Below are 25,084 nucleotides of genomic sequence, written 5' to 3'. Positions count from 1 at the left end.
AGCCTGCCAGCGTGAGGTGACGCCCAGATGAGCAGTCGGCAAACGGCCGCTCAGTGCGGCAGCGCGACGACCTGGGCCGGTGCGGCGACGGCCGGGCGGCGATCGAGCTCCGACCAGGTGGTCAGGCAGCGGCGGCGGGTGAACTCGTCGGCCTCGGTGAGCAGCGCGTCGCGCAGCAGGCGCGGGTCGGCGGCCCATTCGGCGGCGATCTCGGCCAGTGCCCTGACCCCGAACATGCCGGTCGACTCGAGCGCCGACAGCCACTCCTCGTGCGCGCCCGAGTGCACCCGGCGCATGGCGTCCGGATCGATCCCGGCGTCGGCGAACTCGGCGGCCAGCAGCGCGCCGACCAGTTCTGCGCGGTCCTGCGGTTCCTTCATCTCCCGGCCCCTCCCGGCGAAGTACGGTGCGTCGATGTGCGATGCGCGGGCGCACCGTAGAGCGAAATGCGAAACACGCCGGGCGAGCGGTGACGAACACCGCGAAAACCCGTTGGAGGCATTGTGACGGGTTGGACGCCGTATACACCAACCGGGCGCGCGGGATCACAATCATGCACATATTCACTTGGTTCGCAGCACATCGCCGCCGGACCCGATCAGGTCGCGTGACCATCAGGTATCCGGCGGGCCCGAGTGCCCACGCGGGGCGGGTCGCGCGGGTTAGCGTGGACGGGTGGACGAGAGCAGGATCGACCTCGGTGCACTGATTTCCGTGGTGTCCGACGGTGCGGTGGTCACCGATCCGGATCTGCTGGCGGGGTACCGGCACGACTGGGCGCGCGATCCCGACGCGGGCACCCCGGTGGCGGTGGTGCGGGCGCGCGGCACCGCCGATGTGGCGGCCACGCTCGCCTGGGCGCACGCGCGGGGAGTACCGGTGGTGCCGCGCGGCGCCGGTACGGGACTGTCCGGCGGGGCGACCGCGGTGGACGGCGGGATCGTGCTCAGCACCGAACTCATGCGTGAGATCAGCGTGCACGCGATGACCCGCACCGCCGTCGTCCAGCCGGGTCTGCTCAACGCCGAGGTGAAGCGGGCCGTCGCCGCCGAGGGACTGTGGTACCCGCCGGACCCGTCCTCGTTCGAGATGTGCTCGATCGGCGGCAACGCGGCGACCAACGCGGGCGGGCTGTGCTGCGTGAAATACGGCGTCACCACCGATTACGTGCTCGGCATGGAGGTGGTGCTGGCCGACGGCACCGTGGTGCGCCTGGGCGGACCGCGCCTGAAGGACTCGGCCGGACTGTCGCTGACCAAGCTGTTCGTCGGCAGCGAGGGCACCCTGGGCGTGATCACCGAACTCACCCTGCGGCTGCTGCCCGCGCAGCCGCCGCAGGCCACGGTGGTGGCGAGCTTCGGCACGCTCACCGCGGCCACCGACGCGATCCTGGCCATCACCTCGACGCTGCGTCCGGCCATGCTCGAGTTCATGGACACGGTCGCGATCAACGCCGTGGAGGACGAGATGCGAATGGGGCTGGACCGCACCGCCGCCGCGCTGCTCGTCGCCCGGTCCGACGCGCCGGGCGAGTTCGCCGCGCACGAGGCGCAGCTGATGCTGTCGCTGTGCGAAAAGGCGGGCGCCACCGAGGTTTTCGACACCCAGGACCCCGACGAGGGCGAAGCCTTCACCGCCGCACGGCGATTCGCCATCCCGGCGGTGGAGCGGATCGGGCCGCTGCTGCTCGAGGACGTCGGGGTGCCGCTGCCCCGGCTCGGTGAGCTGATCACCGGGGTCGCCGCCATCGCCGAACGCAACGACGTGCTGATCTCGGTGATCGCGCACGCGGGCGACGGCAATACCCACCCGCTGATCGTGCACGACCCCACCGACCCCGACAACACCGCCCGCGCCCACCGCGCCTTCGGCGAGATCATGGACCTGGCGATCGAGCTCGGCGGCACCATCACCGGCGAGCACGGCGTCGGCCGCCTGAAGAAGGGCTGGCTACCCGACCAGGTGGGCCCCGAGGTGATGGCACTGACCCGCCGCATCAAGGACGCCCTCGACCCGACCGGCATCCTCAACCCCGGCGCGGTGCTCTAGCGCGGAACAAACCGTTCGGATGTCCGGGTTAACATCCGGTATGACCACCAGGCTCGAGCACAACGTCGCCGATACCCGATTCGAGATCTACCACGACGACGTCCTCGCGGGCTACGCCGACTACGCCGAACGCGAAGATCTCAAGGTCCGCGACTTCCACCACACCATGACCTTTCCCGAGTACCGGGGCCGCGGGGTGGCCGCCGACGTGGTGAAGTTCGGCCTCGACGACTCCCGCGCCAACGGCTACCAGGTCGTCCCCACCTGCTGGTACGTGGAGAAGTACATCACCGAGCACCGCGAGTACGCCGACCTGGTGGCCTAGCCGTCCGCATCCGTTCGGACACTCACGACGCCGAACGGTTCACCGAAACGAGTTCGCGGTCGGTGCCCCTGACCAACCACGGACGGTCCGAAGGCCGCCGCACCCTGTGCTGACCACCTTCGCCGGCGCCGATCCCGGCCTCGAGCCATGTCCTGAGACGACTCCAGGTCAGCACCAGGTCGTGGCTCAGATACAGCTCGTTCAGATCCACAGTGACCAGCCGTGCGTCTATCAGTTCACGGAGGACCACGGCGTGCACGCCGCGTCGATCCCGCAGTCGCGCGGCGTCCCCATGGTGGAGGCGACGACGCACGTACCCGAGATCGGTATGTACGGAAACCAGTCCCAGCAGAATCTGCTCGGCCTCGGCACGTTGTTCAGACGACAACCTGTTCCAGAGGTTGTCGGCGACGACCTGCACGATACCTTCGGCCCCACCGTTCCTCCGGTAGATGTCGACGTGCCGACACGCCATGTGCCGGCCTTCGGCCATCGACCGCAGGATGCCGGTCAGGATTGGGAGCTCAGCCGGTTCACGACCTCGGAATCCGGTATCTCCGCGGAACCCACAGAGCGTAGCGATCAGGGCTTCCTCCAGCCCGGGATCAGCGTCACCGCCGGGACGATGTAGGCCGGTCCGGATCACCGAGCGGAGTTCGGCGGTGTTCATGGGTTCGAGTACGTAGTGACGACTGTCGAGGGCCTCCGCGAGCAGAGGGAACTCGTAGCAGTCGGGGATGTGATCGCTGCGAACGCAGACAATGACCACGGCGACCTCGGTCAGCAGCCCGAGCTGTGCGACGATGCACTCTCGGCTGTCCGCAGGCACCGGGTCACCGAACATCATCTCCACCTGGTCGACGACCACCACATGAGCAACTCCCTCCTCCAGCTCACCCACCCTTCCCATTCCTCGACCGTCCTCCCGTGCTCGACGTAGCTCCTCCGATATCGAGGCCAGCGTTTGCGCTGTACTCCCACCGAGAACGATCGTCCGGACCGTGAGCTGCTGTGGCTTCGTCTCTTTCAGCCGAGCCGTCAACCCCACGTTCAGCAGCGTGCTCTTGCCGACTCCACTGGCACCGGTTACCGCGATGATGCGACCATCCGGCGCCCCGACCGCAGTGTCGACCAAGTCTGCCAGCGCGCGTGTGGCGACTTCCCTTCCGGTGAAGCACCCACCCGCCATATCGGCAGACGATGCCCACCCTGCCGTGTGCGCCGACACTGCGCGGATTGCCTGGGCTCTGTTCCACAGTTGGCGCCAAGCTGGAACGCTCAGAACAACGCCCACCTTGGCATCACGGCGGCGAGCCGACTCGATGAGTACCAGCAGCACGGGGTGCAGCACGTCGAATCGGGCGGGTACGTTTCGGCCGGCCTTCCAGTCACTGATCCGCTGTGCCGATACCGCGCACCCCTGCACCGGTCCGCCCTTGGACTTGCGCTTCGCGGAATCCGCCAATGACCGTAGCGAGCGACAACCTGAGGCCACGTACAAGGCGTTGAACTCCTCCGCGAACTCCTCGCGCGCCGACCCTGCGCTCTGCACCGCCGACCGAATCGGACCGCCACTTGCCATTCGAGACCCCTCCGAACCGCTGTTTCCGTCCAGGCCCGTCGGACGCACCCGACCCCTGCAACGTGCCTACATCGATTTGGACGCGCCGCGAGTACGTCAGGTTCCGTTGATGGACAAGGTTTCTCGCAGATCTCGACTCGTCGGCAGCACTGGCATGCGCGGCCTCCCGGCCGCGTAGGCACCACCGCTGCGGCCGAGCTCCGCTGCACCGGCTTCGAGCAGCGGGTGGCAGTCGCGCGAGTGTCCGGACCGGACAGAAGTTTCCAGCGGCTGATCTGCTGTTAGCCGTCCCGGGCCGACCGGGTTCGTTGATGGCACCGCGGCCCGCTGTTACGTTTCAGAACATACGGAATGCGAATCTGCGCCATTCGAGGGGTGGCCGAGGGGGGATTCTTCATCGCTAACTCACTTATGTCCGATGCCGGCGGAAATCGCGAGATCGACAAACTGCAACGGTGCGCAGATGCCGTCGCCTCGAGGGGTTTCGGAATCAAACGGCAGATGCTGCCGCCCGAAATGGTCGCAACATTGTCGGCCGAGCTGGATATCGCCGAATACTCCGGAACGGGAGTTCAGACCATCCGGGCCGGCCACGTCCGCAGCGTGCGGAAAATTAAGGATCTTGCCAGGAACTCGGAGCTCATCGCTGCTCTCGCGGCCGACGGTGCCCCAGCGGAGCTGGCTGCCCGCTGCCTCGCCACCGACGTCCGCCTCGTGGCGGTGACCGCCTGGATGAAGCCAGCGACAACCGGCACGCCGAAGCCTCCTCATCAGGATGCCGCCCATTGGCTGCACATGACTCCGCTGGAGTTCGTCACCGTATGGATTTCGATCGACCGCGCTGGAATCGACAACGGCTGTCTCTATTTCGTCCCCGACAGCCATAGGTCCGGCGTCCATCGCCACGTCAGATCGACTCGCGACGACGCAGCCGGCCTGATCATCCCCGAATGGAGCGGCGCAGGCACCCCGGTCGAACTGGAACCGGGCGACGCGAGCGCGCATCTGGGAACGACGGTCCACTGGTCCGGCCGCAACAGCAGTGCCGAGCCCCGCCGCGGCATCGGATTCTCCTATTGCCGCGCCGACGTGCGTAGCAGCCTTCCAGAACTCGACATCCGCAGTTTGCGGCTATGTCGCACAGCTTCACCCACAACCCACGAAAGGAGGTGAACAACATGGAGACGACTGCCGAGCTCACCGAGCAGGCCGGGGATGTGACCCAGCCTGCCGAGCTGACCTTCGACGAGGTCGACGCGAGCTACCTGGTGGTGGCATCGCCCACCTGTCAGATCAGCTGATGCAACCTTCGGGGTGCCCGTGCCGAAAGCGCGGGCACCCCGAAGCACCGACGACAAGGCCGAAAATGACTGCAACACATTCAGAGATATTCCATGCAGAACCGTCCGAATCTCGTGCAGAAATTCTGCGACGGCGCATAAATGATATGGCCAAGACTGATCTGATCGCCTACTGCCACTCCGCCGGAAGGGTATTCGGCAAGCATGCCGAAAACGCGGCAAACGAAATCGAGCAGTTGGATACCTCGCGCCAGTTCAACCCACTTCTCTATACCCTGCATTGGAAGCTCCACACCGGGATAGCAGCGAAGAACTTCGGGCGAGTCTCGTCCGCGCTGGGCGAGATACAGTCCGCCGCAGACCGCGGACTGTTGTACAACAAGAGTTTCGCGATATCGAATCTTCAGTGGGATACTCTGGACTCCGAAGTCTACGATTTCCTGGCCGGACCCGAAGGGCCTCGGCAAGCCAACGGCGGACTGCCGATCACTCGACGGCTCGACGCGGAGCATTACGCGACGGCGAAGCGGTGGGTCGAGGAGTCACTGCCGGTTCTGCGGCAGGTCGACCCTGGTATGTTCGCCGAATTCGACCAGCTCGTCGCCGGGGTGAGGCTGTTCGACGGAATCGCTGCCAGAGGGATCACCAGCGTGCGCTGCTGGGGCATGATCCTGCTCCGTGTGCCCAACAGCGGCTTGGAGACCGAGGAGTCGACGCTGTACTTCCTCGATCACATCACCCATGAAACGTCGCACACGGTGTTGCACAGCATCATGACGTTCGATCCGCTGATCACGAACGGGCACGGAGCCAGGTTCACAGCCCCGATCCGGCCCGATCCTCGGCCGTTGTACGGGATCTTCCATGCGATGTTCGTCCTGAGCCGAATCGCCAAAGTCCTCGACGGTTACGCGCGCGTCGAGGGTCGCGCGAGCGTCGAGCAGTGGCGCGACGGCTCGATCACCCGTTTCTACAAGGGTTATCAGACGATTCGCCAACACGCCGAGCTGACCGAAGCAGGAGAGGCAATACTGCGGACCTGCAAGGAATCCGTGGATGCTCTCTGACGCCGAGCAGCTGTTCGCGCTGCCGTTCCGCACGATCGCGCACACCGCTGCGTCCGATCCCCGAGTGTGGATCGCCTCGACCGGCATCAGCTGGCGTTCGGGATCGAACACCGAGGCTCGGTACGCCCTCGGTCATGCCGCATCGGGTCGGCGGGACGACAGCGAGAACGTCTCCCGGTGGGAGTGTTTCGAACGCCTCCTGATGAATGCCGAGGTGACCGCCAGCCGAGGCAGGCTGGTGCACGGCACTTTTCGCGACGGCAGACAGGCAACCAGCCGAACCTTCGAGACCGTTGTGCCCCGACCCTGGCACGTTGGCGGACAGCGACTCTTCCCCACGGGCGCAACGGGCCTAGCTATCCACACCTGTGCCGACACCGCGCGAAACAACGCTGTCGCCGAAGTCCTGGAGCGGCACGTATCGGAGTCGCTGTGGTACGGAAATCTGCAGGAGCCGGCGAACCTACTCCACTCCGACGACTCGTCCACCTCCGTGTGGTGGCCGCTCGGCGACGGCTCCGTGCTCGCGTGGCACGTGGCCGAACGGCTGGACGAACAGGTGTTCGTCGTGGGGAGTGCCGTGCGCTCCGAGATCGCCGAAGCAGTTCGGCACGCGCAGGAGGAAGCGACGATGCTCTTGGATGCCGTGCTGTCGCACCGTCGGCCGACCTATTCTTCGGAAGCGAAGACCCACCGCTACGCCAGTCTGCGAGGTTCGGCTTCGGGCGCACGGCGAGGGCATTTCCAGCGGTTGATCGCTGGTTCCGGACGAGCCGGAGCCGTGGCGGAATTCGCTGAGATGGTGTCGAAGCACATTGTCGTGTACGCGTTGATCGAGTGGCCGGAGCTTGTTTTGGTACGCGGCGTACCGATCGGCATCGGCGCACCTCAGCCGCAGCGCGACGGCATCCCGGATCATCCCTTCAGCTAGGAACCACGTGACGCAATCTCGTTTCCTGTCAGAACAGCTCGCCGACTACCGGACGATCCTGGCCGACTCGAAGGTCAGGACGATTCTGTCGGCATCGGTCCTCAACACATTCGGAACCGGTTTGTACAGCGCGACTTTCGTGCTGTGGGTGCTACGCGGGGGCGTCACGGTCTCGACGCTGACGCTGGTGCTGAGCTCAGGGGCCTTCCTCGCGCTGTTCCTGGCGCCGGTCGGCGCGGTCGTGGCCGAGCGGTGGGGCGCGCGAAATGTGTCCGTCGCGCTGAGCGCGGCCCGCGGCGCCCTCAACGTCGTTCTCGCGCTCGTGCTGCCGCCGAGCGTGCTGGCGGGAGTCCTGCTAGGCGTGCTGGTGCTGGACCGTCTCGCGTTTCCCGCGAGTCAAGCCGTCGTCCAGCGAGTCAGCGCCGGGGCGATGCAGTCCTCGGTGCTCGCCGCGCGTCAGCTGACGCAGACGTTCGGGCTCGCCGCAGGCGCGTTGGTCGCAGCGATTTTCCAGCTGGCGGTGCCGGAGTCATGGTTCGGGTGGCTGATCGTGTTGAACGGTGTCTCCTTCTTCGTGAACGCTCTGCTGTTCGCCCGACTGCCCGCCGACGCCGCGCTGCGACCGCAGAAGCTGCCCTGGACAGACGGGTGGCCGCGCGGACGTATCGCGCTCTTCCTCGCGGCACTCGCGATCGTCGACATCGCGGGCTCGGCTACCGGGCTCGGCCTGCCGATCTACCTTTCGATCCACCACAACTCGATGATCGGCTGGGTCGGGGTGGCGGTCGCAGTCACTACATGGATCGGTACCGGGATGACCTTCTTCGCCGGCCGACTCTTCGCGCCACCTGGAGCCAGTCGCCGCTATCTGGTCCTCGGAACACTGCTGGTCGGTGCGGCGTGCGTGCTGATAGGAGTGGCTCCAGTCTCCGGGAACGCAGGGGTCGTGACGATTCTGCTGTTCGCCGCGGCGATCGGTGCCGGCGCGGCCTTGGCGTCCTTCGCGGGCTACTACCGGGTCATGGAGATCGCGGAGGAGGGCTACCGCGAACGGGTGCTGGCCAGCTACGGGCTCTCCGGGTCGTTGCAGCGCCTGATCGCACCCGTGGTCCTGAGCGCATGCATCGCCATCGGAGACCTCGGCTGGCTGGTATTCGGTGCCGTCGCGATGGCGGGCGGCGCCCTGGCAAGTTTCGCACTGGGCACACAACGATCGGAAAACGATGGATAGCGAACAATTCTCACTGTCGGTAATGGCACACCCGTCACGCGAACGTCAGGCCGCCGAACTGTGCGCTCGGCTGTCGCTGCCCGAAGACGCCATCGCCTTCGACCCTTTCCCCGACGAACCGACATCGGCACTACCGACCGCGGTGGCCGCGTGGAGCCGTGCCGATCCCAGCAGGCGTCCGTGGCATGTGGTCTTGATGGACGACGCACAGGTGTGCCATGACTTCGCAGCCAAGGTCGACGAGCTCGTCGCGACGCTCGACGGGCCGGTCTCCCTCTACGCGGAATGGGGTTCGCGAACCGGTGCGATCGCGCGTGCCGCGCACCTGATGGATCGCCACCTGGTGCCTGTCGGTGACCCTTACGTGCCCACCTTGGGAATGGCTTTGCCCTCCGAGATCGCACTGCGTTTCGCGGAGACCTACCGCGGCAGGCAGTACATCACCGAAGACGTCGCCTTGGGCAGATTCCTTGCGGCTGAGCGCATCGTGGCGCATTCGGTGGTACCAACCCTGGTCGAACACGACCTCTCCCCCAGCCTGATCGGCAACGACACTCGTGGGCTACGCCGATCGGTGCTGTTCCGTGACGACACCGCCGTGCCCATGACCACGCGACCGTGGCCGGATTCCGTTGCCGAAGTCCCCTACATTCGCTATCAGGATCTGGCACTGCACGTGTTGGAACGTGTCGATGGCATCTGGTGGAAACGGGGGTTCGCGGCCTGGCTGCATATGCGTCCTCACCATTTCCCGCTGATCGATCGCGCGGTCCGCTCGGCCGTACCGCAGTTGCAGGGCGTACTGGCGGCGAGGGACCCGGCGTTCACGGAACCATCGTGCACATGCTCCCTCCTGATCGCTCGCTATCTCACGATTCTGAGCATGTCCGTGGACCCGTCGATGCGCGTCCCCGCCAACAGCGCCGCGGCTCTGGGGACACTTGTTCCCGGCACGCTCCGACTGTTCCATGACCCCCATCGGCTGAACGGGCTGGGCGCGGACCTGTCCGACGTGTTGTCCGAGATCGACCGCGAAATCGGCCGGTGCGACTAGTCATCATCAGCGGGGACGGCGGCCCCGGCGGCGCCTGGCTGAGTCGTATCCTCTCAGCCAACGGATTCGAGATTCCCTACCCGAGTACGGCAGGACACCCGCGAGCACCCGACGGCTTCTTCGAGTCACAAGCGGTGGTGGATATCAATCGGCAGGCGCTGGCGGATGTCGGTGGGCGCGGGCCTGATCTGCCCGCCTTCGCGATTCTCGCGGCGCTGGCCTTCGATCGGTCGGCGCGCGAACGCTGCACCAGATTCCTGGCGGAATTGCCACACGGGCGGTCGATCGTCCTGTACGACGCGCGTATGCCGTGGTTGCTACGGTCGTGGATGACCGCTGCCATCGAGCTCGGCCTACATCCCGAACTTGTGGTCACCTGCGACCCCGCTGACGCTGTCGTTGCCTACAAAGAGGCATTGTTCGGGCCGAATCGAGATGAGCGAACGCGTCAATTGCAATGGGCTTCAGCGGTTCTGGAAGGGCTCGAGTGTGCTCGTGAATTCGACGGGATCGCGGTGACCGGAATGCTCACCGCCGGAATCGTGAACTCGTCAGCGCAGTCGGCCCTGCTCCGTTTGCTCGGTGATCGCAGCCGACATTCCCTCCCGCCCTGTCCGGTGACCGATCTGAGCACACCCGTGACGTCACCGGACTCGGTCGACAGCTGGTACGGGCGCCTCTACGAACACGTCGCCCGTGGCGACGATGCCGAAACAGTGTGGTCGGAGTTCTGGCCCCACCTGCTGACCGCGGCGGATTACGTCTGACGCTCCAGGACGAGACCTGCGCGTACCGGTGCGTTCCGCCTAGCCGCGGAGGTGGCTGGCCAGGATGGGGCCGATCACCGCGAGGGCGTCGGCGCTGGTGAGGTGGTTGTGTTCGTGGCCGGTCTGGGTGTCGTGGATGGCGCCGCTGACGTAGGGGCGCCAGGTGTCGGCGTTGGGTTCGTAGCCGGGGCGGGCGCTGGTGCTGCTGAAGAACAGCAGGTCACCGGTGAACACGCCGGGGCGGTAGTCGGCGGCCTCGCGCACCACCTGCTGGTAGTCGGCGTAGAGGCGGCGCAGGTCGGCGCCGGTGAGGCCGCCGAGGAAGTTGTCGTTGCCGGCGTCGACCTCGTTGTCGGCGCCGGGCAGCGGTGCGGCGGCCGGGTGGTCCGCCGCGGAATCGGCCGGCAACTCCGACGGCGCGATTCGTTCGGGTACGGCGGTCTCGCGCAGCAGCCGGGCGGCGCGGTCGGCGTCGTCGGCCAGGGCCGGGTCGAGGCCGCCGAATTCGGCGAGCAGGGCTTCCGGCGGCGGCATCTCGGTGGCGCTGGCCGGGTCGACATCGGCGCGGCCGTCGAGAATGGCCAGCACGTCGACGGTGGCGCCGCGATGCTGGAGTTCCACGGCGACGGCGTGCGCGATCGGTCCGCCCGCCGAGTAGCCGAGCAGGCGGTAGGGGCCGTCGGGCTGGGTCGCCTGGATCTCGTCGGCGTAGCGGGCCACGCGGTCGCGCAGCGGGCGATCGGGTTGTTCGGCCGCGATGCCGGGTGATTGCAGGCCGTAGACCGGGAAGCCGGGGTCGAGGTGGCCGGGCAGGCCCGCGTAGCACCAGGCGACACCGATCGCGGGGTGCACGCAGAACAGGGCGGGTCCGGTGCCGCCCGCGCGCAGCGGGAGCAGGGTGCGCAGGGCCGGGTCGACGGCGGTGTCGCCGCTGTCGGTGAGGCGCTGGGCGAGCGCGGCGGGCGTGGGATCACCGAACATCCACTGCACCGGCATGGCGACGCCGAGCCGGTCCCGCAGCTGGGACACCAGCCGGATGGCGACCATGGACGTGCCGCCGAGCTCGAAGAAGTTGTCGTCCAAGCCGACCCGCTCGACATCGAGCACCGTTTCGAACGCGGCGACGACGGCCTGTTCGGTCGACGTGACCGGCGGCCGGTACGGCAGGTCGACGCGATGCGCGGGCACGCGCACCACCGGATGCACGACGGTCCCGGGCGGCGCGGTGACGTCGAGTTCGCCGAGCACCTGGTTCGGATCGGCGGTGAGCGCGTCGAGCACGTCGACGAACCGGTCGGCCAGGGTGCGCGCGGTGCTCTCCTCGAACAGGTCGCGGGCGAAGGTGAGGGTGCCCGAGATGCCGGTGGGCGCGCCGTCGGCATCGATGTTCTCCGCCAGCATCCACTCCAGGTCGAATTTCGCGCCCACCGGCGGCATCTCGACCGGGTCGACCCGCAGGCCGGGCAGTTCCACCGGTTCCCGGTCGAAGTTCTGGAACACCAGCAGCACCTGGAACAGCGGATGGTGCGCGGTGGACCGGGCCGGTGCCATCACCTCGACGAGCCGTTCGAAGGGCACGTCGGCATTGCCGAACGCGTCCAGGTCGCCGTCCTTGGTGGCGGCGAGCAGGGTGTCGAAGGTGGTCTCCGGGTGCACGCGGCTGCGCAGCACCAGGGTGTTGACGAACATGCCGACCAGGTCGTCGAGTTCGCCGTCGCCGCGGCCCGCGATGACCGAACCGATGGCCACTTCGCTGGTGTCGGACAGCCGCGCGAGCAGCACCGCCAGCGCGGCGTGGGCGACCATGAACACGCTGACACCGTGCCAGCGCGCCAGTTCCCTGACCCGCCGCTGGATCGCGACGTCGATGTCGAACTCCACCAGGCCCGCGCGGTGGCTGAGCACGGTGGGCCGCGGGTGGTCGCTGGGCAGTGCCGAGACCTCGGGCAGGCCGTCGAGCGTGGCGCGCCAGAACTCGAGTTGCCGGTGCGACACGCTGGTGGGGTCGTCCTCGGCGCCGAGCAGTTCGTGCTGCCACAGCGCGTAGTCGGCGTATTGCAGCGGCAGCGGCGACCAGGTGGGTGGGGTGCAGGCCAGGCGGGCCGCGTAGGCCACCAGCATGTCGCGGGTCAGCGGGCCCAGCGACCAGCCGTCGGAGGCGATGTGGTGCATTGTCACCGCCAGCACCCAGCGCCGGTGACCGACGCGGAACAGGCTGACCCGCAGGGGAAGTTCGGTGGTGAGGTCGAACCCGTGCGCGATCTCGGCGGCCACCTGGTCACGGATCCGGTCGGGTGCGCAGTCGGCCACCGTGACCGGGACCCGCGCGGCGGCCGGCGGGCGAATCTCCTGGTACGGCTCACCGTCGGCGTCGACCGGGTAGACCGTGCGCAGCGATTCGTGCCGGGCCACCAGGTCCGTCAGGGCGGCCCGCATGGCGTCGAACTCGAGATCGCCGTCGAGTTCCAGTGCGATGGGCACGTTGTGGGCGGGCGAGGTGGGGTCGTACCGGTTGAGGAACCACATGCGCCGCTGCGCCGCCGAGAGGGGGACCCGGTCGGGCCTGCGGCGAGGTCCCGGGCGCGGGCCGGGCGCCGCGGCCGCGGTGCGCACGGCGGCGGCGAGCTCGGCCACGGTCGGCGCGTCGAAGACCATCCGCACGGGGACGCGGGTGTCGAGGGCGGCGCCGAGGCGGGCCGCGATCCTGGTGGCGATGAGCGAGTTGCCGCCGAGGGCGAAGAAGTTGTCGTCCAGGCCGACCCGGGGGACGCCGAGCAGCTCGGCGAAGGTGTCGGCCACCGTCCGCTCGGTGGGGGTGACCGGCGCACGGAACCGGCCGGACCTGAGGTCGGGGGCCGGTAGGGCGCGGCGGTCGAGTTTGCCGTTGCCGGTGCGCGGCAGCGCGTCGAGGACGACGAACGCCGACGGCACCATGTACGAGGGAAGCCGCTGCGCCAGTGCCTCTTTCACCGTGTCCACGGCGAAGTCCGCCGCCCGCTCCGGCACCAGGTAGCCGACCAGCAGCTCACCGAGCGCGGCATCGGCGTGCACGGTGACCACGGCCTGATGCACGGCGGGATCGGTGGTGAGGGCCGCTTCGATCTCGCCGGGTTCGATCCGCAGGCCACGCAGTTTCACCTGGAGATCGGATCGGCCGAGGTATTCCAGGACGTGCGCGCGCCTGCGCACGAGGTCGCCGGTGCGGTACATCCGCTCGCCCGGCGCGCCGTGCGGGTCGGCGACGAAGCGGGCCGCGGTGAGGTCGGGGCGGCCGTGGTAGCCGCGCGCCAGCGCCGGGCCGGCCAGGTAGAGCTCACCCGCGATGCCGTCGGGGACGGGGTGCAGCCGGTCGTCCAGGACCAGGGTGGCGATGCCGGGAACCGCGGTGCCGATGGTGATCTCGCAGCCGGGCAGCAGCGGTCCGGTGCCCGTGGCCCAGATGGTGGCCTCGGTCGGGCCGTAGTCGTTGAAGTGCATGCGGCCCGGCGCCGCCCAGCGCTGCACGAGTTCCGGCGGGCAGGGTTCGCCGCCGGTGATGATGCCGCGCAGGTGTTCGTGGTCGACGGTGTCGACCGAGCCCAGCGCCGACGGGGTGAGCGCGATATGGGTGACCCGTTCGCGCGCGAGCAGTTCGCCGAGTTCCGCGCCGCCGTAGGCGGTCGGCCCGGCGACCACCAGGGTGGCGGCGGCGCCGGCGGCGAGCAGCAGTTCGAGCACCGCGGCGTCGAAACTGGGCGAGGCCACGTGCAGCACCCGCGATTCCGTCGACGTGTCGAGGCGGGCATGTTGCGCGGCAACCAGATTAGCCAGGCCGGCGTGGGTGACGACCACGCCCTTCGGTCGGCCGGTGGAGCCGGAGGTGAAGATGACGTACGCGGGGTTGGCGAGTTGCGGCACTGCGCGGAGTTCGCCGGGGTGGATGGTCTTGTCCGACACGGCGGCGCACTCCGTGGCGAAGGCCGGGTCGTCGAGCAGCAACCAGCGCACGGACTGCGCGTCTGCCCGGGAGATCGGCTCGACCACGCACTGATCGGCGGTCCCGTTCGCGCCCAGGTCGTCCGACGCCCCGGATGACGCTCCCGCGGTGGCCGCGCCAGCGATCCACGGCCGGATCGATTCGGCACCTGTCGAGGTGATGCCCAGGGTCGCACCGGAGTCGGTGAGGATCTGGGCGATGCGTTCGGCGGGATAGGCGGGGTCGATGGGGACGAACGCGGCGCCGGTCTTGGCCACCGCCCACACGGCGAGGACCGAATCGGCGCTGCGGCGGACGGCGATGACCACCAGCGACTCTGGACCAGCTCCGGACTGGATCAGTGTGCGGGCCAAACGATTCGAGCGCTCGTCGAGTTCGCGGTAGGTGAGCCGGTCGGGGCCGTCCACGATCGCGATTCCGTCCGGGTTGGTGGTGACGGCGGCGGCGAGCAGGTCGGGCAGCACGGCGGGAGCGGTCACCGGCGGGAGCGCGGCGCCGGGCAGGATCGCCCGCTCGCGACCGTCGAGGAGATCGATGTCGCCTACCGGCACAGCGGGATTCACGACGATCCGGCGCAGCACCCGCAACCAGCGGTCGGTGAACTTGGCGGCGGTGCTCGCGTCGAAGAGGTCGGTGGCGTAGCCGAGCCGGACCGACAGTCCGTCCGCGCCGTCGTCGCCGACGGTGAGGCTGAGGTCGAAGCGCAGGCTGCGTTGATCCAGGTCGACGGTCTCGATCCGCAGGTCGGGCAGCGCGAGTTCGGTGCCGCCCAGGTTCTGGAACACCAGCATCGCCTGGACCAGCGGGTGCCGGGCCGCCGACCGCGCGGGATCGAGCAGGTCGACGAGCTGTTCGAACGGGACCTCCGCGTGGGCGAAGGCGTCGAGGTCGGTGCGGCGGACGTCGTCGAGCAGGTCGGTGAACGGTGTCGCGGCGCCCACCCGGGTCCGCAATACGACCGTGTTGACGAACATGCCGACGACCTCGTCGAGTTCGGCGAGGCCGCGCCCGGCGACGGGGGTGCCGACGGCCACGTCGTCGGTACCGCCGAGCCGGGCGAACAGCACGGCGAGCGCGCTGTGCAGCACCATGAACAGCGAGCACCGCCTGCTCGCGGCGAGTTCCTCCAGCGCGGTGCGCAACTCCGGGTCCACTGTCCGCAGGACGGTGCCGGCGCGCAGGGACGCGACGGGCGGGCGCGGGCGATCGGCGGGCAGTTCCAGCCGGTCCGGCAGTCCGGCCAGGGTTTCGGTCCAGTAGGCGAGCTGCTTGCCCGCGGCGGACTCGGGGTCGTCCGTGCTGCCGAGCCGGTCGCGCTGCCACAGGGTGTAATCCGCGAATTGCACCGCCTCGCGAGGCCACTGCGGCGGCGTGCCGGCGAGGCGGGCGGTGTAGGCGGTCATGACGTCGCGGGCCAGCAGTCCCATGGAGTAGCCGTCGGCGCTGATGTGGTGCACCACCACCGCCAGCACGTGCCGGTCGGCGGTGAGGCGGAACAGCCGGACCCGCAGCGGAACCGCGGCGGCGACGTCGAAACCCTCGGTGACACAGGCGAAGACGGCGGCATCCAGTTCGGCGGGGGTGACCGGAATCGGCTCGAGGTGGTCGGCGATCTCCTCCGGGGCCACGATCACCTGATAGCCGATGCCGTCGTGGTCGGGGTACATCGTGCGCAGCGCCTCGTGCCTGCCGACGACGTCGGTCAGCGCGGCCCGCAGGGCGGCGACATCGAGACGCCCCGTCAGCCGCAGCACGACCGGGATGTTGTAGGCGCCGGAGCCGGGGTCGTACTGGTTGACGAACCACATGCGCCGTTGCGCGGGGGCCAGGGGAATCCGGTCCGGTCGCGGTCCGGCGCTCGGCCCGCCGAGGGCCCCGGCGCGCAGGACGGTGTCACCGCCGAGCCGGGCCGCCAAACCGTGCACGGTCGGTGCCTCGAACAGCAGGCGGACCGGCACCTCCACCCCGAGTTCGGCGCCGAGCCGGGCGCTCACCCGGGTGGCCGAGAGCGAGTCGCCGCCGAGGGCGAAGAAGTCGTCGTCGGCGCCGACCTCGGGCCGGTCCAGCACGGTCGCGTAGACCTGCGCCACCAGGCGTTCGGCGCCGACGGGCGCGACGTAAGGGGCGCTGGTGTGCCGCGGTTCGGGCAGCGCGCGCACGTCGACCTTGCCGTTGCCGGTGACCGGCAGCGCGTCCAGTACGGTGACCGTGGCGGGCACCAGATGCCGGGGCAGCCTGCGCACCAGGAACTCCCGCAGCGCGGTGGGTGTCGGTTCCGCACCGGCGACGGGTGCGACATAGGACGCCAGGGTCTGCTCGCCGTGCGGTCCGGGCCGGGGCACGGTGACCGACAGCGCGACGCCGGGCGCGCCGAGCAGGGCCGCGTCGACCTCACCGGGCTCCACCCGGATGCCGTGCAGTTTCACCTGGGAGTCGTTGCGCCCCACATAGCTCAGCCGGTGCGCCGAGACCCGTCGCACCAGGTCGCCGGTGCGGTACATGCGCTCCCCCGGCGCGCCGAACGGGTCGGCCACGAACCGTTCCGCCGTGCGCGCGGCCGCCCCGACATAGCCGCGCGCGACGCCGGGTCCCATCAGATACAGCTCACCGACCGCGCCGGGCGGCACCGGCCGCAACCAGCTGTCCAGGACCGCGAGACCACAACCGGGCAGCGGCGCGCCCAGATCGGCGGCGTCGTCGCGGCTCAACGGGGCGCTCAGCGTGGCCGCCACGGTGGCTTCGGCCGGACCGTAGGAGTTGAACATCGCGCGACCCGCGCCCAGGCGCGCGACCAGTTCGGGCGGGCAGGATTCGCCGCCGGTCACGATGGCACGCACCCGGGCGACGGCGGCCGTGGGCAGGGTGGTGAGGACGGCGGGCGGGGCGACGAGGTGCGTCACCTCGGCGCCGGTGACGGTCGCGGCCAGCGCGTCACCGGCGGCGACGTCCCGCGCGGCGACCACCAGGGTCGCGCCGGTGTGACAGGCGGTGAGCCACACCAGGATCGCGGCGTCGAAGGCCGGGTTCATGCACAGCAGCAACCGGTCGCCCGGCCCGGGACGCAGGCGGGCGGCCACACCGGCGACCAGCCCGCTGAGCCCGGCGTGCGACACCATGACGCCCTTGGGCACGCCGGTGGAGCCGGAGGTGTAGATCAGATAGGCGGGGTGTCCGGCGTGCAGGGGGCGCACGCGGTCGGCGTCGGTCAGCGGCCCGGTGGCGTACATGCCGACCGCATCCACGGTGGCGGGGTCGTCGACCACCAGCCAGGAGACGTTGGCGGGCAGGCTGTTTCGATGTTCGGCGAGAGTGATGCCGAGGCGGGCGCCGCAGTCACCGGCCACGGTGGCGATGCGTTCGGCGGGATGGTCGACGTCGACCGGGACGAAGGCAGCGCCGGACTTGGCGATCGCCCACGCCGCGAGCAGCCAGTCCGCCGACCGCGGCACCGCGAGCAGCACCGCGTCCTCCGGGCCCGCGCCCGCCGCGACGATGGCGCGTGCCAGCCGGTTCGACCGTTCGTCGAGTTCGGGGTAGCCGAGCGTGGTCGTGCCGTCGGTCACCGCGATCCGGCCCGTGCGCACACCCGCGGTGAGCAGGTCGGGCAGCAACCGCACCGGGCGCGGCCGGGCGCGGAGGATCTCGGCGCCGTTCACCCCGCGCACCGCCGACACCGGCAGGGCGGGGTCGGTGAGCAGAGCCACGATCCGGGCCAGCCGGTGGGCCAGCGCGCCGGCCTCGGTGTCGTCGAAGTACCGGTCCGAGCAGGTGAGCTGGAGACGCAACTCGGCGTGGGCGAAGGCGGCCAGGCACAGCGGATAGTGGGTGCCGTCGCGGCCGTGGAAGTCGCGGACCCGCAAGCGCGCCTGCGCCGAGGCCGCGCGCAGCGCGTCGACATCCATGGGATACGACTCGAAGACCATGCTGGTGTCGAACAGCGGTCCCAGCCCGGCCAGCGACTGGATCTCGGTGAGTCCCAGGATGTTCCGGTCCACCAGCGCGCCTTGTTCGCGCTGCACCCTGGCCAGCAGGTCGCCGACGGGCTCGTCGGGGGTGAGCGCGATCCGCACCGGGACGGTGTTGACCAGCATCCCCACGATCCGTTCCGCCCCGGGCAGGTCCGGCGGCCTGCCGGACACCGTCGTGCCGAAGACCAGGTCGGTGTGCCCGGTCAGCTCGGCCAGCAGGAGTGCCCACGCGGTCTGCACCACGGTGTTGAGTGTGACGCCGCGCTCGCTGCGATGCCGGGCCAGCGCGGCGGCGGTGCCGGGATCCAGCGGCACGTCCCGGCGCAGCTCGCCGGGTTCGCTGTCGTGGGTGAGCGGGGCGCGGACCGCGGTGACCAGGGTCGGGCCCGCCAGGCCGGCCAGTGCCGCCGACCAGGCGGTGCGCGCGGCGGCCCAGTCCTGGCGGCCGAGCCAGGACAGGTACCGCTCGTAGGAGACCGGCTCGTCGAGGGTGGCGCCGCCGGTGTCGTAGAGCGCGAGGAGTTCACCCAGCAGCAGCGGCATCGACCAGCCGTCGAGGACGAGGTGGTGGTTGGTGACGATCAGCCGGACCTCGCGCGGTCCGCATCGCACGGCCAGGAAGCGCAGCAGCGGCGGCTGGGCGGGGTCGAACGGGCGGGCGAGCTCGATGGCGGCGATCCGCTCGCACTCGGTCTCGTCCGCGTCGATCGCTTGCCACGGCACCGTCACCTGGTCCAGTACCAGCTGGGCGGGCGCGTCGGAGGTCGTCACGAAGGCGGTGCGCAGGGCGGGGTGCCGGTGGACGAGGGCGGTAGCGGCGGCTTCCAGACGGGTCAGGTCCACGTCGCCGTCGAGGGTGAACACGGCCTGCACCGCGTACTTGTCGGCGTGACCGGCGGTGAGCCGGGTGTGGAACAGCAGACCCTGCTGGAGTGGCGAGAGGGGCCAGACGTCGGTGATGGCGGGATAGCGGCGCTGCCAGTCGGCGAGCTGGGTTCCGGTCACCGGCATCAGAGCGATGTCCGACGGTGTCAGCCTGCCCGCGCCGGGTTCGGCGACGGCCTCGGCGATCGCGGCCAGGGTCTCGGTCCAGCGCCCGGCGATCCGCGCCACCTCGTCGCGGGCGATGACGGCGGACGGAAACCGCCAGATCGCATGGACTTTCGGCCCGTCAGGGGTCTCGATGGTCACCGCATCCAGGGCGAGGACCGCCGACGCGGGCAGCTCGGCATCGCCGGCACCACCGAGCCGGTCCGCGACACCGACCGGTAGCCAGGGCATTCCGGCGTCGGTGCCCGCGATCTGGCCCAGGTAGTTGAATCCGATCTGCGGCGCGTCCGCTTCGGCGAGCCGTGCCGCGGAGTCCGGCCGCAGGTGCCGCAGCAACCCGAAACCGAAGCCGCCGTGCGGTACCGCGCGCAGCTGTTCCTTGACCGCTGCGACCATGGCCACCGGGTCCGGGTCGGCGCCGAGATCGAGCGCGATCGGGAACTGGCTGGTGAACCAGCCGACGGTGCGCGAGAGGTCGGCGCCGGGGACCGCCGTCTCGTCGCGTCCATGGCGTTCCAGCATGAGCAGAGTGGTGCCGTTCTCCAGTGCCGACACCAGGGCGGCGAGCAGTGCTTCCTCCACCCCGCAGCGCAGGGCGGTCGGCAGGTACCGGACCAGCTGATCGCTGGTTTCGGCCGGAAGGGTGATCTCCAGCCGGTCCATGCCCGCGCCCACATCACGCGTGGGATCGAGCGCGCGTTCACCCAGCTGGGGCTGCGGGGTATCGAGCACCTCGCTCCAGTAGTCCAGCTCGTCCGCCCACTCCGGCGCATCCGCCGCGGTGTCGAGGGCATGTGCCCAGGTACGCATGGAGGTGCCGACCGGCGGCAGCTGCGGCGCGACGCCCGCTTCGACAGCGGTCCAGGCGGCCATGAGGTCGGCGACCAGGATCCGCCAGGAGACGGCGTCCACCGCCAGATGATGCACAGCCACCACCAGCCGCCCACCGGAGCCGTCCCGCTCGAGCAGCCGGTCACGGTCGCCTTCGCCACTCGCCGCAGCACGACGATCGGCGTCACCGCGGACGCCGAAGCCCGGCCGAATCCCGGCCGACACCCCGTCGGCCAGGTCGGTCACCAGGCGGTCGGCCGCGGTACCGAGGTCGAGTCTCCGTTGGCCATTGCCCGATGTGTCACGGCCCGCGCGAGTCAGGTGGCTGTCGGTTGGGGCGGGATCGGGGCGGTAGTCACCATCGCGTAGTTCCTCAGCCGCGGGTCGATCCATGTCGAGCCAGGTGGCGGTGACGGAGACACCTGCCTCAGGGTCGAGGCGGTTCACGGCGGCAGTCATCACCGCGTCGAGGAGGGAGGTGTCGAGGTGGGCGCAGGGGTGGTGGTGGAGGACGGTGGTGGCGTCGATGGTGGCCGGGGCGGGAACCTCGAGGTGGTTGTCGTCGGTGACGCGGACGCGCAGCATGTCGTGGTGGTCCAGGACCGCTTGCAGGGTGCGGACCAGCTCGGCGCGGTCGATGCCGGGTGGCAGGGCCAGCACCATGGTCTGGGCGAAGTGCCGCCAGCCCGGGCGGGTCAGCAGCCAGTCGACGATCGGCGTGCGCGGTACGGAACCGACACCGCCACCGGGCAATTCGCGCAGTGCCGCCCGCTCCCCCGGCGCCGCAACGACGGCGGCGAGACCGGCCGGGGTCGGGTGCTCGAACACATCGCGGGCCGAGAAGACCAGGTCGGCGGCGCGGCCCAGCGACACCAGCTGGATGGACAGGATCGAATCGCCGCCGAGCGCGAAGAACGACGACTCGGCCGACACCTCCGGCACGCCGAGCACCTGCGCGAACAGGGCACACAGCGCCCGCTCGATCGCGTCACCGCCCGCGCGCGGCGCGGCCGGTGCGATCTCGGGCTCGGGCAGCGCCCGCCGATCGACCTTGCCGTTGCCGGTCAGCGGCAGGGCATCCAGCACCGTGACGGTGGCAGGCACGAGGTGCGCGGGCAGCCGGTCCAGGCAGAAGTCCCGCAGCGTCGGGCCGTCGAGGGCGGGCGCGTCCGGCGCGTGGACCGGAACCACATACGACGCCAGCATCGGCCGCCCCGACGCACCGGTGCGCACCACGGTCACGGCGAATTCCACACCGGGGCAGGTGGCCAGCATCGCATCGACTTCGCCCGGCTCCACCCGCATGCCACGCAACTTCACCTGGAAGTCGCTGCGGCCCAGGTATTCCAGCACGAACCGTGTCGCGGAACCCGACGCACCGTCCGGCGCGACCCCACGCCAGCGCACCAGGTCGCCCGTGCGGTACATGCGCTCCCCGGGTGCGCCGAACGGGTTCGCGATCATCCGCTGCGCGGAAACACCGGGTTGCCCGGCATATCCCCGGGCCACACCGGGCCCGGCGATGTACAGCTCACCGGCGGTTCCGGCGGGCACCGGACGGAGCCGGCGATCGAGGACGTGCAGGACGACACCGGGGACGGGTGTTCCGATCCCGGCGCGCAGGCCCGGAGCCAGTGGCTCGGTGAAGGTGGCGGCCACTGTGGTCTCCGAAGGGCCGTACGAATTCACCAGCGCGCGACGGGATCCGAAGCGCGCCACCACCTCCGGCGGACAGATCTCACCGCCGGTCGACACCGCGCGCACCCCGTCGAGCGCGTCCGGCGGCAGTGTGGTGAGCACCGCGGGCGTGGAACACAGCTGGGTGATCGAGGATTCGCGGACGATCGCGGCGAGCCCGGCACCGGCGACCGAGTCGGCGTCCGCGATCACCAAGGTGGCGCCCACACTGAAGGCGATGAGCAGTTCGAGCAGCGAGGCGTCGAAACTCGGATTCAGGCAGTGCAGGACACGCGAATCACTGTCGGCGCCGTAGGTTTCGCGCACCGCGGAGGCGAGCGAGGCGACGCCGGAATGGGTGACGACGACACCCTTGGGCGTGCCCGTGGAGCCGGAGGTGAACACGATGTACGCGGGATTGCCGAGTCTGGGACGCGGCAGCGCGGCGGTGTGGGACGGGCTCCCGTCCAGCTCGTCCAGCACGATCCAGGTCACCGTGTCGGGCAGGTCCGCGCGGTATCGCGAGCTCGTGACACCCAGTCGCGCACCGCATTCCGCCGCCATCGCCGCCAGCCGAGGCGCCGGATTCCCCACACCCACCGGCACATAGGCCGCCCCGGAACGCACGACGCCCCAGAACGCCACCACCGATTCCGTCGATCGGGGCAGCGCGACCAGCACCGCGGACTCCGGGCCGGCCCCCGAGCCGGCGATCTCGTGCGCGAGCCGGTCCGAAAGACGCTCCAGCGCAACGTAGGTCAGTTCAGTGGGTCCCGAGACTACGGCGGTCGCCTCGGGGCCAGCGGCCCGCGCCCCCGCCGCGAGCACATCGCCCAGCAGGCACGGGGCGGGCGCGGCGACACCGCGCAGCCCGGCGCGCAGCGGGCGCTCGTCGGGGAGGAAGTAGTCGAGTTCGCGCACCACGGTCCCGGGGTCGGCGTCGATCATCGCCTCGAACAGGGCCAGGAACCGGCGGTGATGGCGGGCCAGGGTCTCGTCGCCGTAGAGGTCGGGGTTGGCGGTGAAGTCCACGTGGACGGGGCTGTTCGCGCCGTGCTGATAGAAGTTGACGAACAGGTCCTCGATGGGCCCGGAGGTGAGCACGTGCAGGCTCGTGCTGACATCGGTGAAGTCGACTTCGGTCGGGAACATCATGATGTTGACCACCGGGCCGACGAAACCGCGCCCACCGGTGTCGCCCTCGCCCTGCCGGATCTCCTCGTGCCGGAACTGCTGATGGCGCAGCGCGCCGGAGACCTCCACCCGGATCGCGTCGACGAGTTCGGCGACGGTGCTGTCCGCCCGGACCGGCACCCGCAGCGGCACCACATTGGCCAGCATGCCGCCGGAGCGGCGCAGCGTGGCGGTGGTGCGGCCGGAGACCGGCAGGCTCAGCACCACGTCCTCGGTGCCGGTGGCCTGCGCGTAGTAGACGGCCAGCGCCGCCATCGTGAGACCGGCGGTGCCGACTCCGAAGCGCGCGGCGGCCGCGTCGAGCCGGGCCTTCGTCGCCGCGGACAACTCGGCCCGATGCTGGCGGCCGAGCGCGTGCGCCGGCGCGGTGGCCTCGGCGAGGCTGCATTCCCGCGGCATGTCCACGATCCGCTGCGCCCAGTACTCGGCGTCGGCGGCGTAGCGGGTGCTGCTCCGGTAGCGGGTCTCGGCCTCGTGCACGGTGCGCAGGCTCGCTGCCGTTCCCGCCGGGGCGGTGCGTCCGGCCAGTGCCGCGTTGTAGAGCTCGGCGACTCGATACAGCGCTGTGGCGGAGGCGAATCCGTCGATCACGATGTGGTGGGCGCGCGAATACCAGAGCACCCTGTCGGGGGCGATGCGGATCAGCGCGGTGAGTACCAGCCGATCTCCGAGCAGGTCGATCGGCGCCGCGACATCGGCGCGCATCCAGCGCATCGCCTCGGCTTCGGGATCGGCGGCGGCGCTGAAATCCAGGATGGACATCGTGAGCTCGATCCGCCGGTCGACCACCTGGTGCGGCCCGTCGGGGGTGTCGACCAGCCGCAACAGGCCGGACTCGAACTCCCGGCTCACCCGCTGCGACACCGCGATCAGGAGGTCGAGGTCGAGCGGGCCGCGCATGTCGATGTACTGCGCCTCGTAGAGCGGGACGGCGGGGTCGAGCTGCTGGGCGTACCACATGCCCAGCTGCGCGGGTGAGAGCGGAAACTCCTCGACCGCGGCCTGCTCGGTGGCGGGCGCGGTGGTCACTTCGCGGGTCATCGCTGTCGTCTCCCCGCGCCGACCTGCTGTAGCGCGTGTTCCTCCTCGTAGGCGGGCACCTCGGTGTTCGCACTCGCGATCAGCCTGCCGACCACGATGCGCCGGACGTGTTCGGGCACACCCGGCGCGAACTTCTTGACGTAGGCCGACATCCATTCGGGGCGCGGGAGCAGGAACGGGAAGTCGGTGGCCATCATCGTGCGCACCACCAGCATCGGGATCGGCGCGTCGAGCGGGTGGTAGTCCTTGTTCCACAGGCCCGGTTCGGTACAGCCGGGGTAGAACTGGCCGAGCATCAGGCCGCGTTCCACGAATCGGGTCTTGAGCGCGGCGTGCAGGTCGTCGATCAGCCCGTAGTCGGGCAGGTCCGGCATGGCCGTCACCAGGCAGCGCAGGACCGCGGAGCCGCCGGTCTCGGGCGGCAGCTTCGAGAACAGCTCGAGCGCGTCCTCGATCACCAGCCGGACGTACGGTGGCCACGGGCGCGCGCCGGAGACCCGGCCGACCCAGATCAGATCGCGGCGCATCGCGGGCCCGACGTAGGGGCAGACCGGGCCGTCACGGCCGATTTCGCCCAGCGGTTGGGTGAGATGTTCCAGTGCCCAGGCTCGAACCCCGTCCAGTGTCGCCTGGGTACACCGGGATCCTTCGTCGGCGGTCGACAACGGATACCAGTTCATACCGGAACGGGTTCCAGAAATTACGTCGCTCATAATTCACCTCGCCACATCACGAGGTCGAGCATTCCCCGGCAGCACCGCCGGGCACGCGCGTAGTAGACCACTCGAAATATCGGAGCGGCCCCGCCTGCACAAGGTTTCAGCGCTATGCAACATGTTGTCGACTCCTGCTATAGACGGCCAAAGGGCCAGCTCACAGCCCTTTTCTAGTCAGGAGGATTCGACATCTGCCACTTTTTCAACCCCGACGGCTCAGTTGGATCCCACCTGTCCTGGTATATGGCACGCACAGCGCGAAACGATTCGCTCCAGAGCTACGAATAAATAACCCTCCGATATCGGAATAATTTCCCGATACAT

At 69.6% G+C, this 25,084-nt stretch carries 13 protein-coding genes; 9 read left to right on the top strand and 4 right to left on the bottom strand.

Features of this window, described 5'->3' with window-relative positions:
* Window positions 1-50: 50 nt before the first annotated feature.
* Window positions 51-380 carry a hypothetical protein gene (locus EL493_RS09240; RefSeq protein WP_019045328.1) on the bottom strand — a complete coding sequence of 110 codons (330 nt, stop codon included), beginning with the start codon at window positions 378-380 and terminating at the stop codon, window positions 51-53.
* Window positions 381-675: 295 nt separating this feature from the next.
* Between EL493_RS09240 and EL493_RS09235 the strand changes: the two genes are divergently transcribed.
* Together EL493_RS09235 and EL493_RS09230 are read left to right on the top strand one after the other, a co-directional pair.
* Window positions 676-2,049, top strand: a complete 1,374-nt coding sequence (locus EL493_RS09235) for an FAD-binding oxidoreductase (protein WP_019045327.1) — start codon at window positions 676-678, stop codon at window positions 2,047-2,049.
* Window positions 2,050-2,089: 40 nt separating this feature from the next.
* The gene (locus tag EL493_RS09230; protein ID WP_019045326.1) at window positions 2,090-2,374 is read left to right on the top strand and encodes a GNAT family N-acetyltransferase; all 285 of its coding nucleotides are present in this window, start codon (window positions 2,090-2,092) and stop codon (window positions 2,372-2,374) included.
* A gap of 22 nt (window positions 2,375-2,396) precedes the next feature.
* On the opposite strand, the gene EL493_RS09225 is transcribed toward EL493_RS09230, so the two are convergent.
* Window positions 2,397-3,956 carry an ATP-binding protein gene (locus tag EL493_RS09225; protein WP_022567380.1) on the bottom strand — a complete coding sequence of 520 codons (1,560 nt, stop codon included), beginning with the start codon at window positions 3,954-3,956 and terminating at the stop codon, window positions 2,397-2,399.
* A 375-nt stretch (window positions 3,957-4,331) separates the two neighbouring features.
* Here EL493_RS09225 and EL493_RS09220 point away from each other — a divergent pair, with 375 nt between their 5' ends.
* The 7 genes from EL493_RS09220 (at window position 4,332) to EL493_RS09195 (ending at window position 10,307) form a co-directional block, all read left to right on the top strand.
* Entirely contained in the window at window positions 4,332-5,129 is a 798-nt protein-coding gene (locus tag EL493_RS09220; RefSeq protein WP_162178131.1) for a phytanoyl-CoA dioxygenase family protein, read from the top strand.
* A gap of 5 nt (window positions 5,130-5,134) precedes the next feature.
* Window positions 5,135-5,257 (top strand): hypothetical protein, encoded by a 123-nt coding sequence (locus EL493_RS33505; RefSeq protein ID WP_267890425.1) that lies wholly within the window; start codon window positions 5,135-5,137, stop codon window positions 5,255-5,257.
* Between the two features lie 146 nt (window positions 5,258-5,403).
* On the top strand, window positions 5,404-6,324 hold the full coding sequence (locus EL493_RS09215) for an HEXXH motif domain-containing protein (RefSeq protein WP_019045323.1): 921 nt from the start codon (window positions 5,404-5,406) through the stop codon (window positions 6,322-6,324).
* Window positions 6,314-7,255, top strand: a complete 942-nt coding sequence (locus EL493_RS09210) for a hypothetical protein (protein ID WP_019045322.1) — start codon at window positions 6,314-6,316, stop codon at window positions 7,253-7,255. Before EL493_RS09215 ends, EL493_RS09210 begins: the two co-directional genes overlap by 11 nt.
* Window positions 7,256-7,262: 7 nt before the next feature.
* The gene (locus EL493_RS09205; RefSeq protein WP_019045321.1) at window positions 7,263-8,486 is read left to right on the top strand and encodes an MFS transporter; all 1,224 of its coding nucleotides are present in this window, start codon (window positions 7,263-7,265) and stop codon (window positions 8,484-8,486) included.
* Window positions 8,479-9,540, top strand: a complete 1,062-nt coding sequence (locus EL493_RS09200; protein WP_022567377.1) for a hypothetical protein — start codon at window positions 8,479-8,481, stop codon at window positions 9,538-9,540. Before EL493_RS09205 ends, EL493_RS09200 begins: the two co-directional genes overlap by 8 nt.
* Window positions 9,531-10,307: a hypothetical protein gene (locus EL493_RS09195; RefSeq protein WP_022567376.1), complete on the top strand. Its 777-nt coding sequence runs from the start codon at window positions 9,531-9,533 to the stop codon at window positions 10,305-10,307. The genes EL493_RS09200 and EL493_RS09195 overlap by 10 nt, the downstream gene beginning before the upstream one ends.
* A gap of 39 nt (window positions 10,308-10,346) precedes the next feature.
* Here the strand turns inward: EL493_RS09195 and EL493_RS09190 are convergent, their stop codons facing one another.
* Window positions 10,347-24,044, bottom strand: coding sequence for a non-ribosomal peptide synthetase (locus EL493_RS09190; protein ID WP_019045318.1), 13,698 nt, complete (start codon window positions 24,042-24,044; stop codon window positions 10,347-10,349).
* Window positions 24,041-24,724: a DUF6875 domain-containing protein gene (locus tag EL493_RS32240; RefSeq protein WP_019045317.1), complete on the bottom strand. Its 684-nt coding sequence runs from the start codon at window positions 24,722-24,724 to the stop codon at window positions 24,041-24,043. Before EL493_RS32240 ends, EL493_RS09190 begins: the two co-directional genes overlap by 4 nt.
* Window positions 24,725-25,084 lie beyond the last annotated feature (360 nt).

Origin of the sequence: Nocardia asteroides, assembly GCF_900637185.1 — a bacterium.
Classification (GTDB): Bacteria; Actinomycetota; Actinomycetes; order Mycobacteriales; family Mycobacteriaceae; genus Nocardia; species Nocardia asteroides.
This window is presented reverse-complemented; position numbering and strand designations above follow the sequence as displayed.

Excerpts from the sequence above, each read along its gene's own strand:
- EL493_RS09240 (WP_019045328.1), bottom strand. The coding sequence starts at position 380 with ATGAAGGAACCGCAGGACCGCGCAGAACTGGTCGGCGCGCTGCTGGCC.
- EL493_RS09230 (WP_019045326.1), top strand. The coding sequence starts at position 2,090 with ATGACCACCAGGCTCGAGCACAACGTCGCCGATACCCGATTCGAGATC.
- EL493_RS09225 (WP_022567380.1), bottom strand. The coding sequence starts at position 3,956 with ATGGCAAGTGGCGGTCCGATTCGGTCGGCGGTGCAGAGCGCAGGGTCG.
- EL493_RS33505 (WP_267890425.1), top strand. The coding sequence starts at position 5,135 with ATGGAGACGACTGCCGAGCTCACCGAGCAGGCCGGGGATGTGACCCAG.
- EL493_RS09215 (WP_019045323.1), top strand. The coding sequence starts at position 5,404 with ATGGCCAAGACTGATCTGATCGCCTACTGCCACTCCGCCGGAAGGGTA.
- EL493_RS09210 (WP_019045322.1), top strand. The coding sequence starts at position 6,314 with ATGCTCTCTGACGCCGAGCAGCTGTTCGCGCTGCCGTTCCGCACGATC.
- EL493_RS09200 (WP_022567377.1), top strand. The coding sequence starts at position 8,479 with ATGGATAGCGAACAATTCTCACTGTCGGTAATGGCACACCCGTCACGC.
- EL493_RS09190 (WP_019045318.1), bottom strand. The coding sequence starts at position 24,044 with ATGACCCGCGAAGTGACCACCGCGCCCGCCACCGAGCAGGCCGCGGTC.
- EL493_RS32240 (WP_019045317.1), bottom strand. The coding sequence starts at position 24,724 with ATGAACTGGTATCCGTTGTCGACCGCCGACGAAGGATCCCGGTGTACC.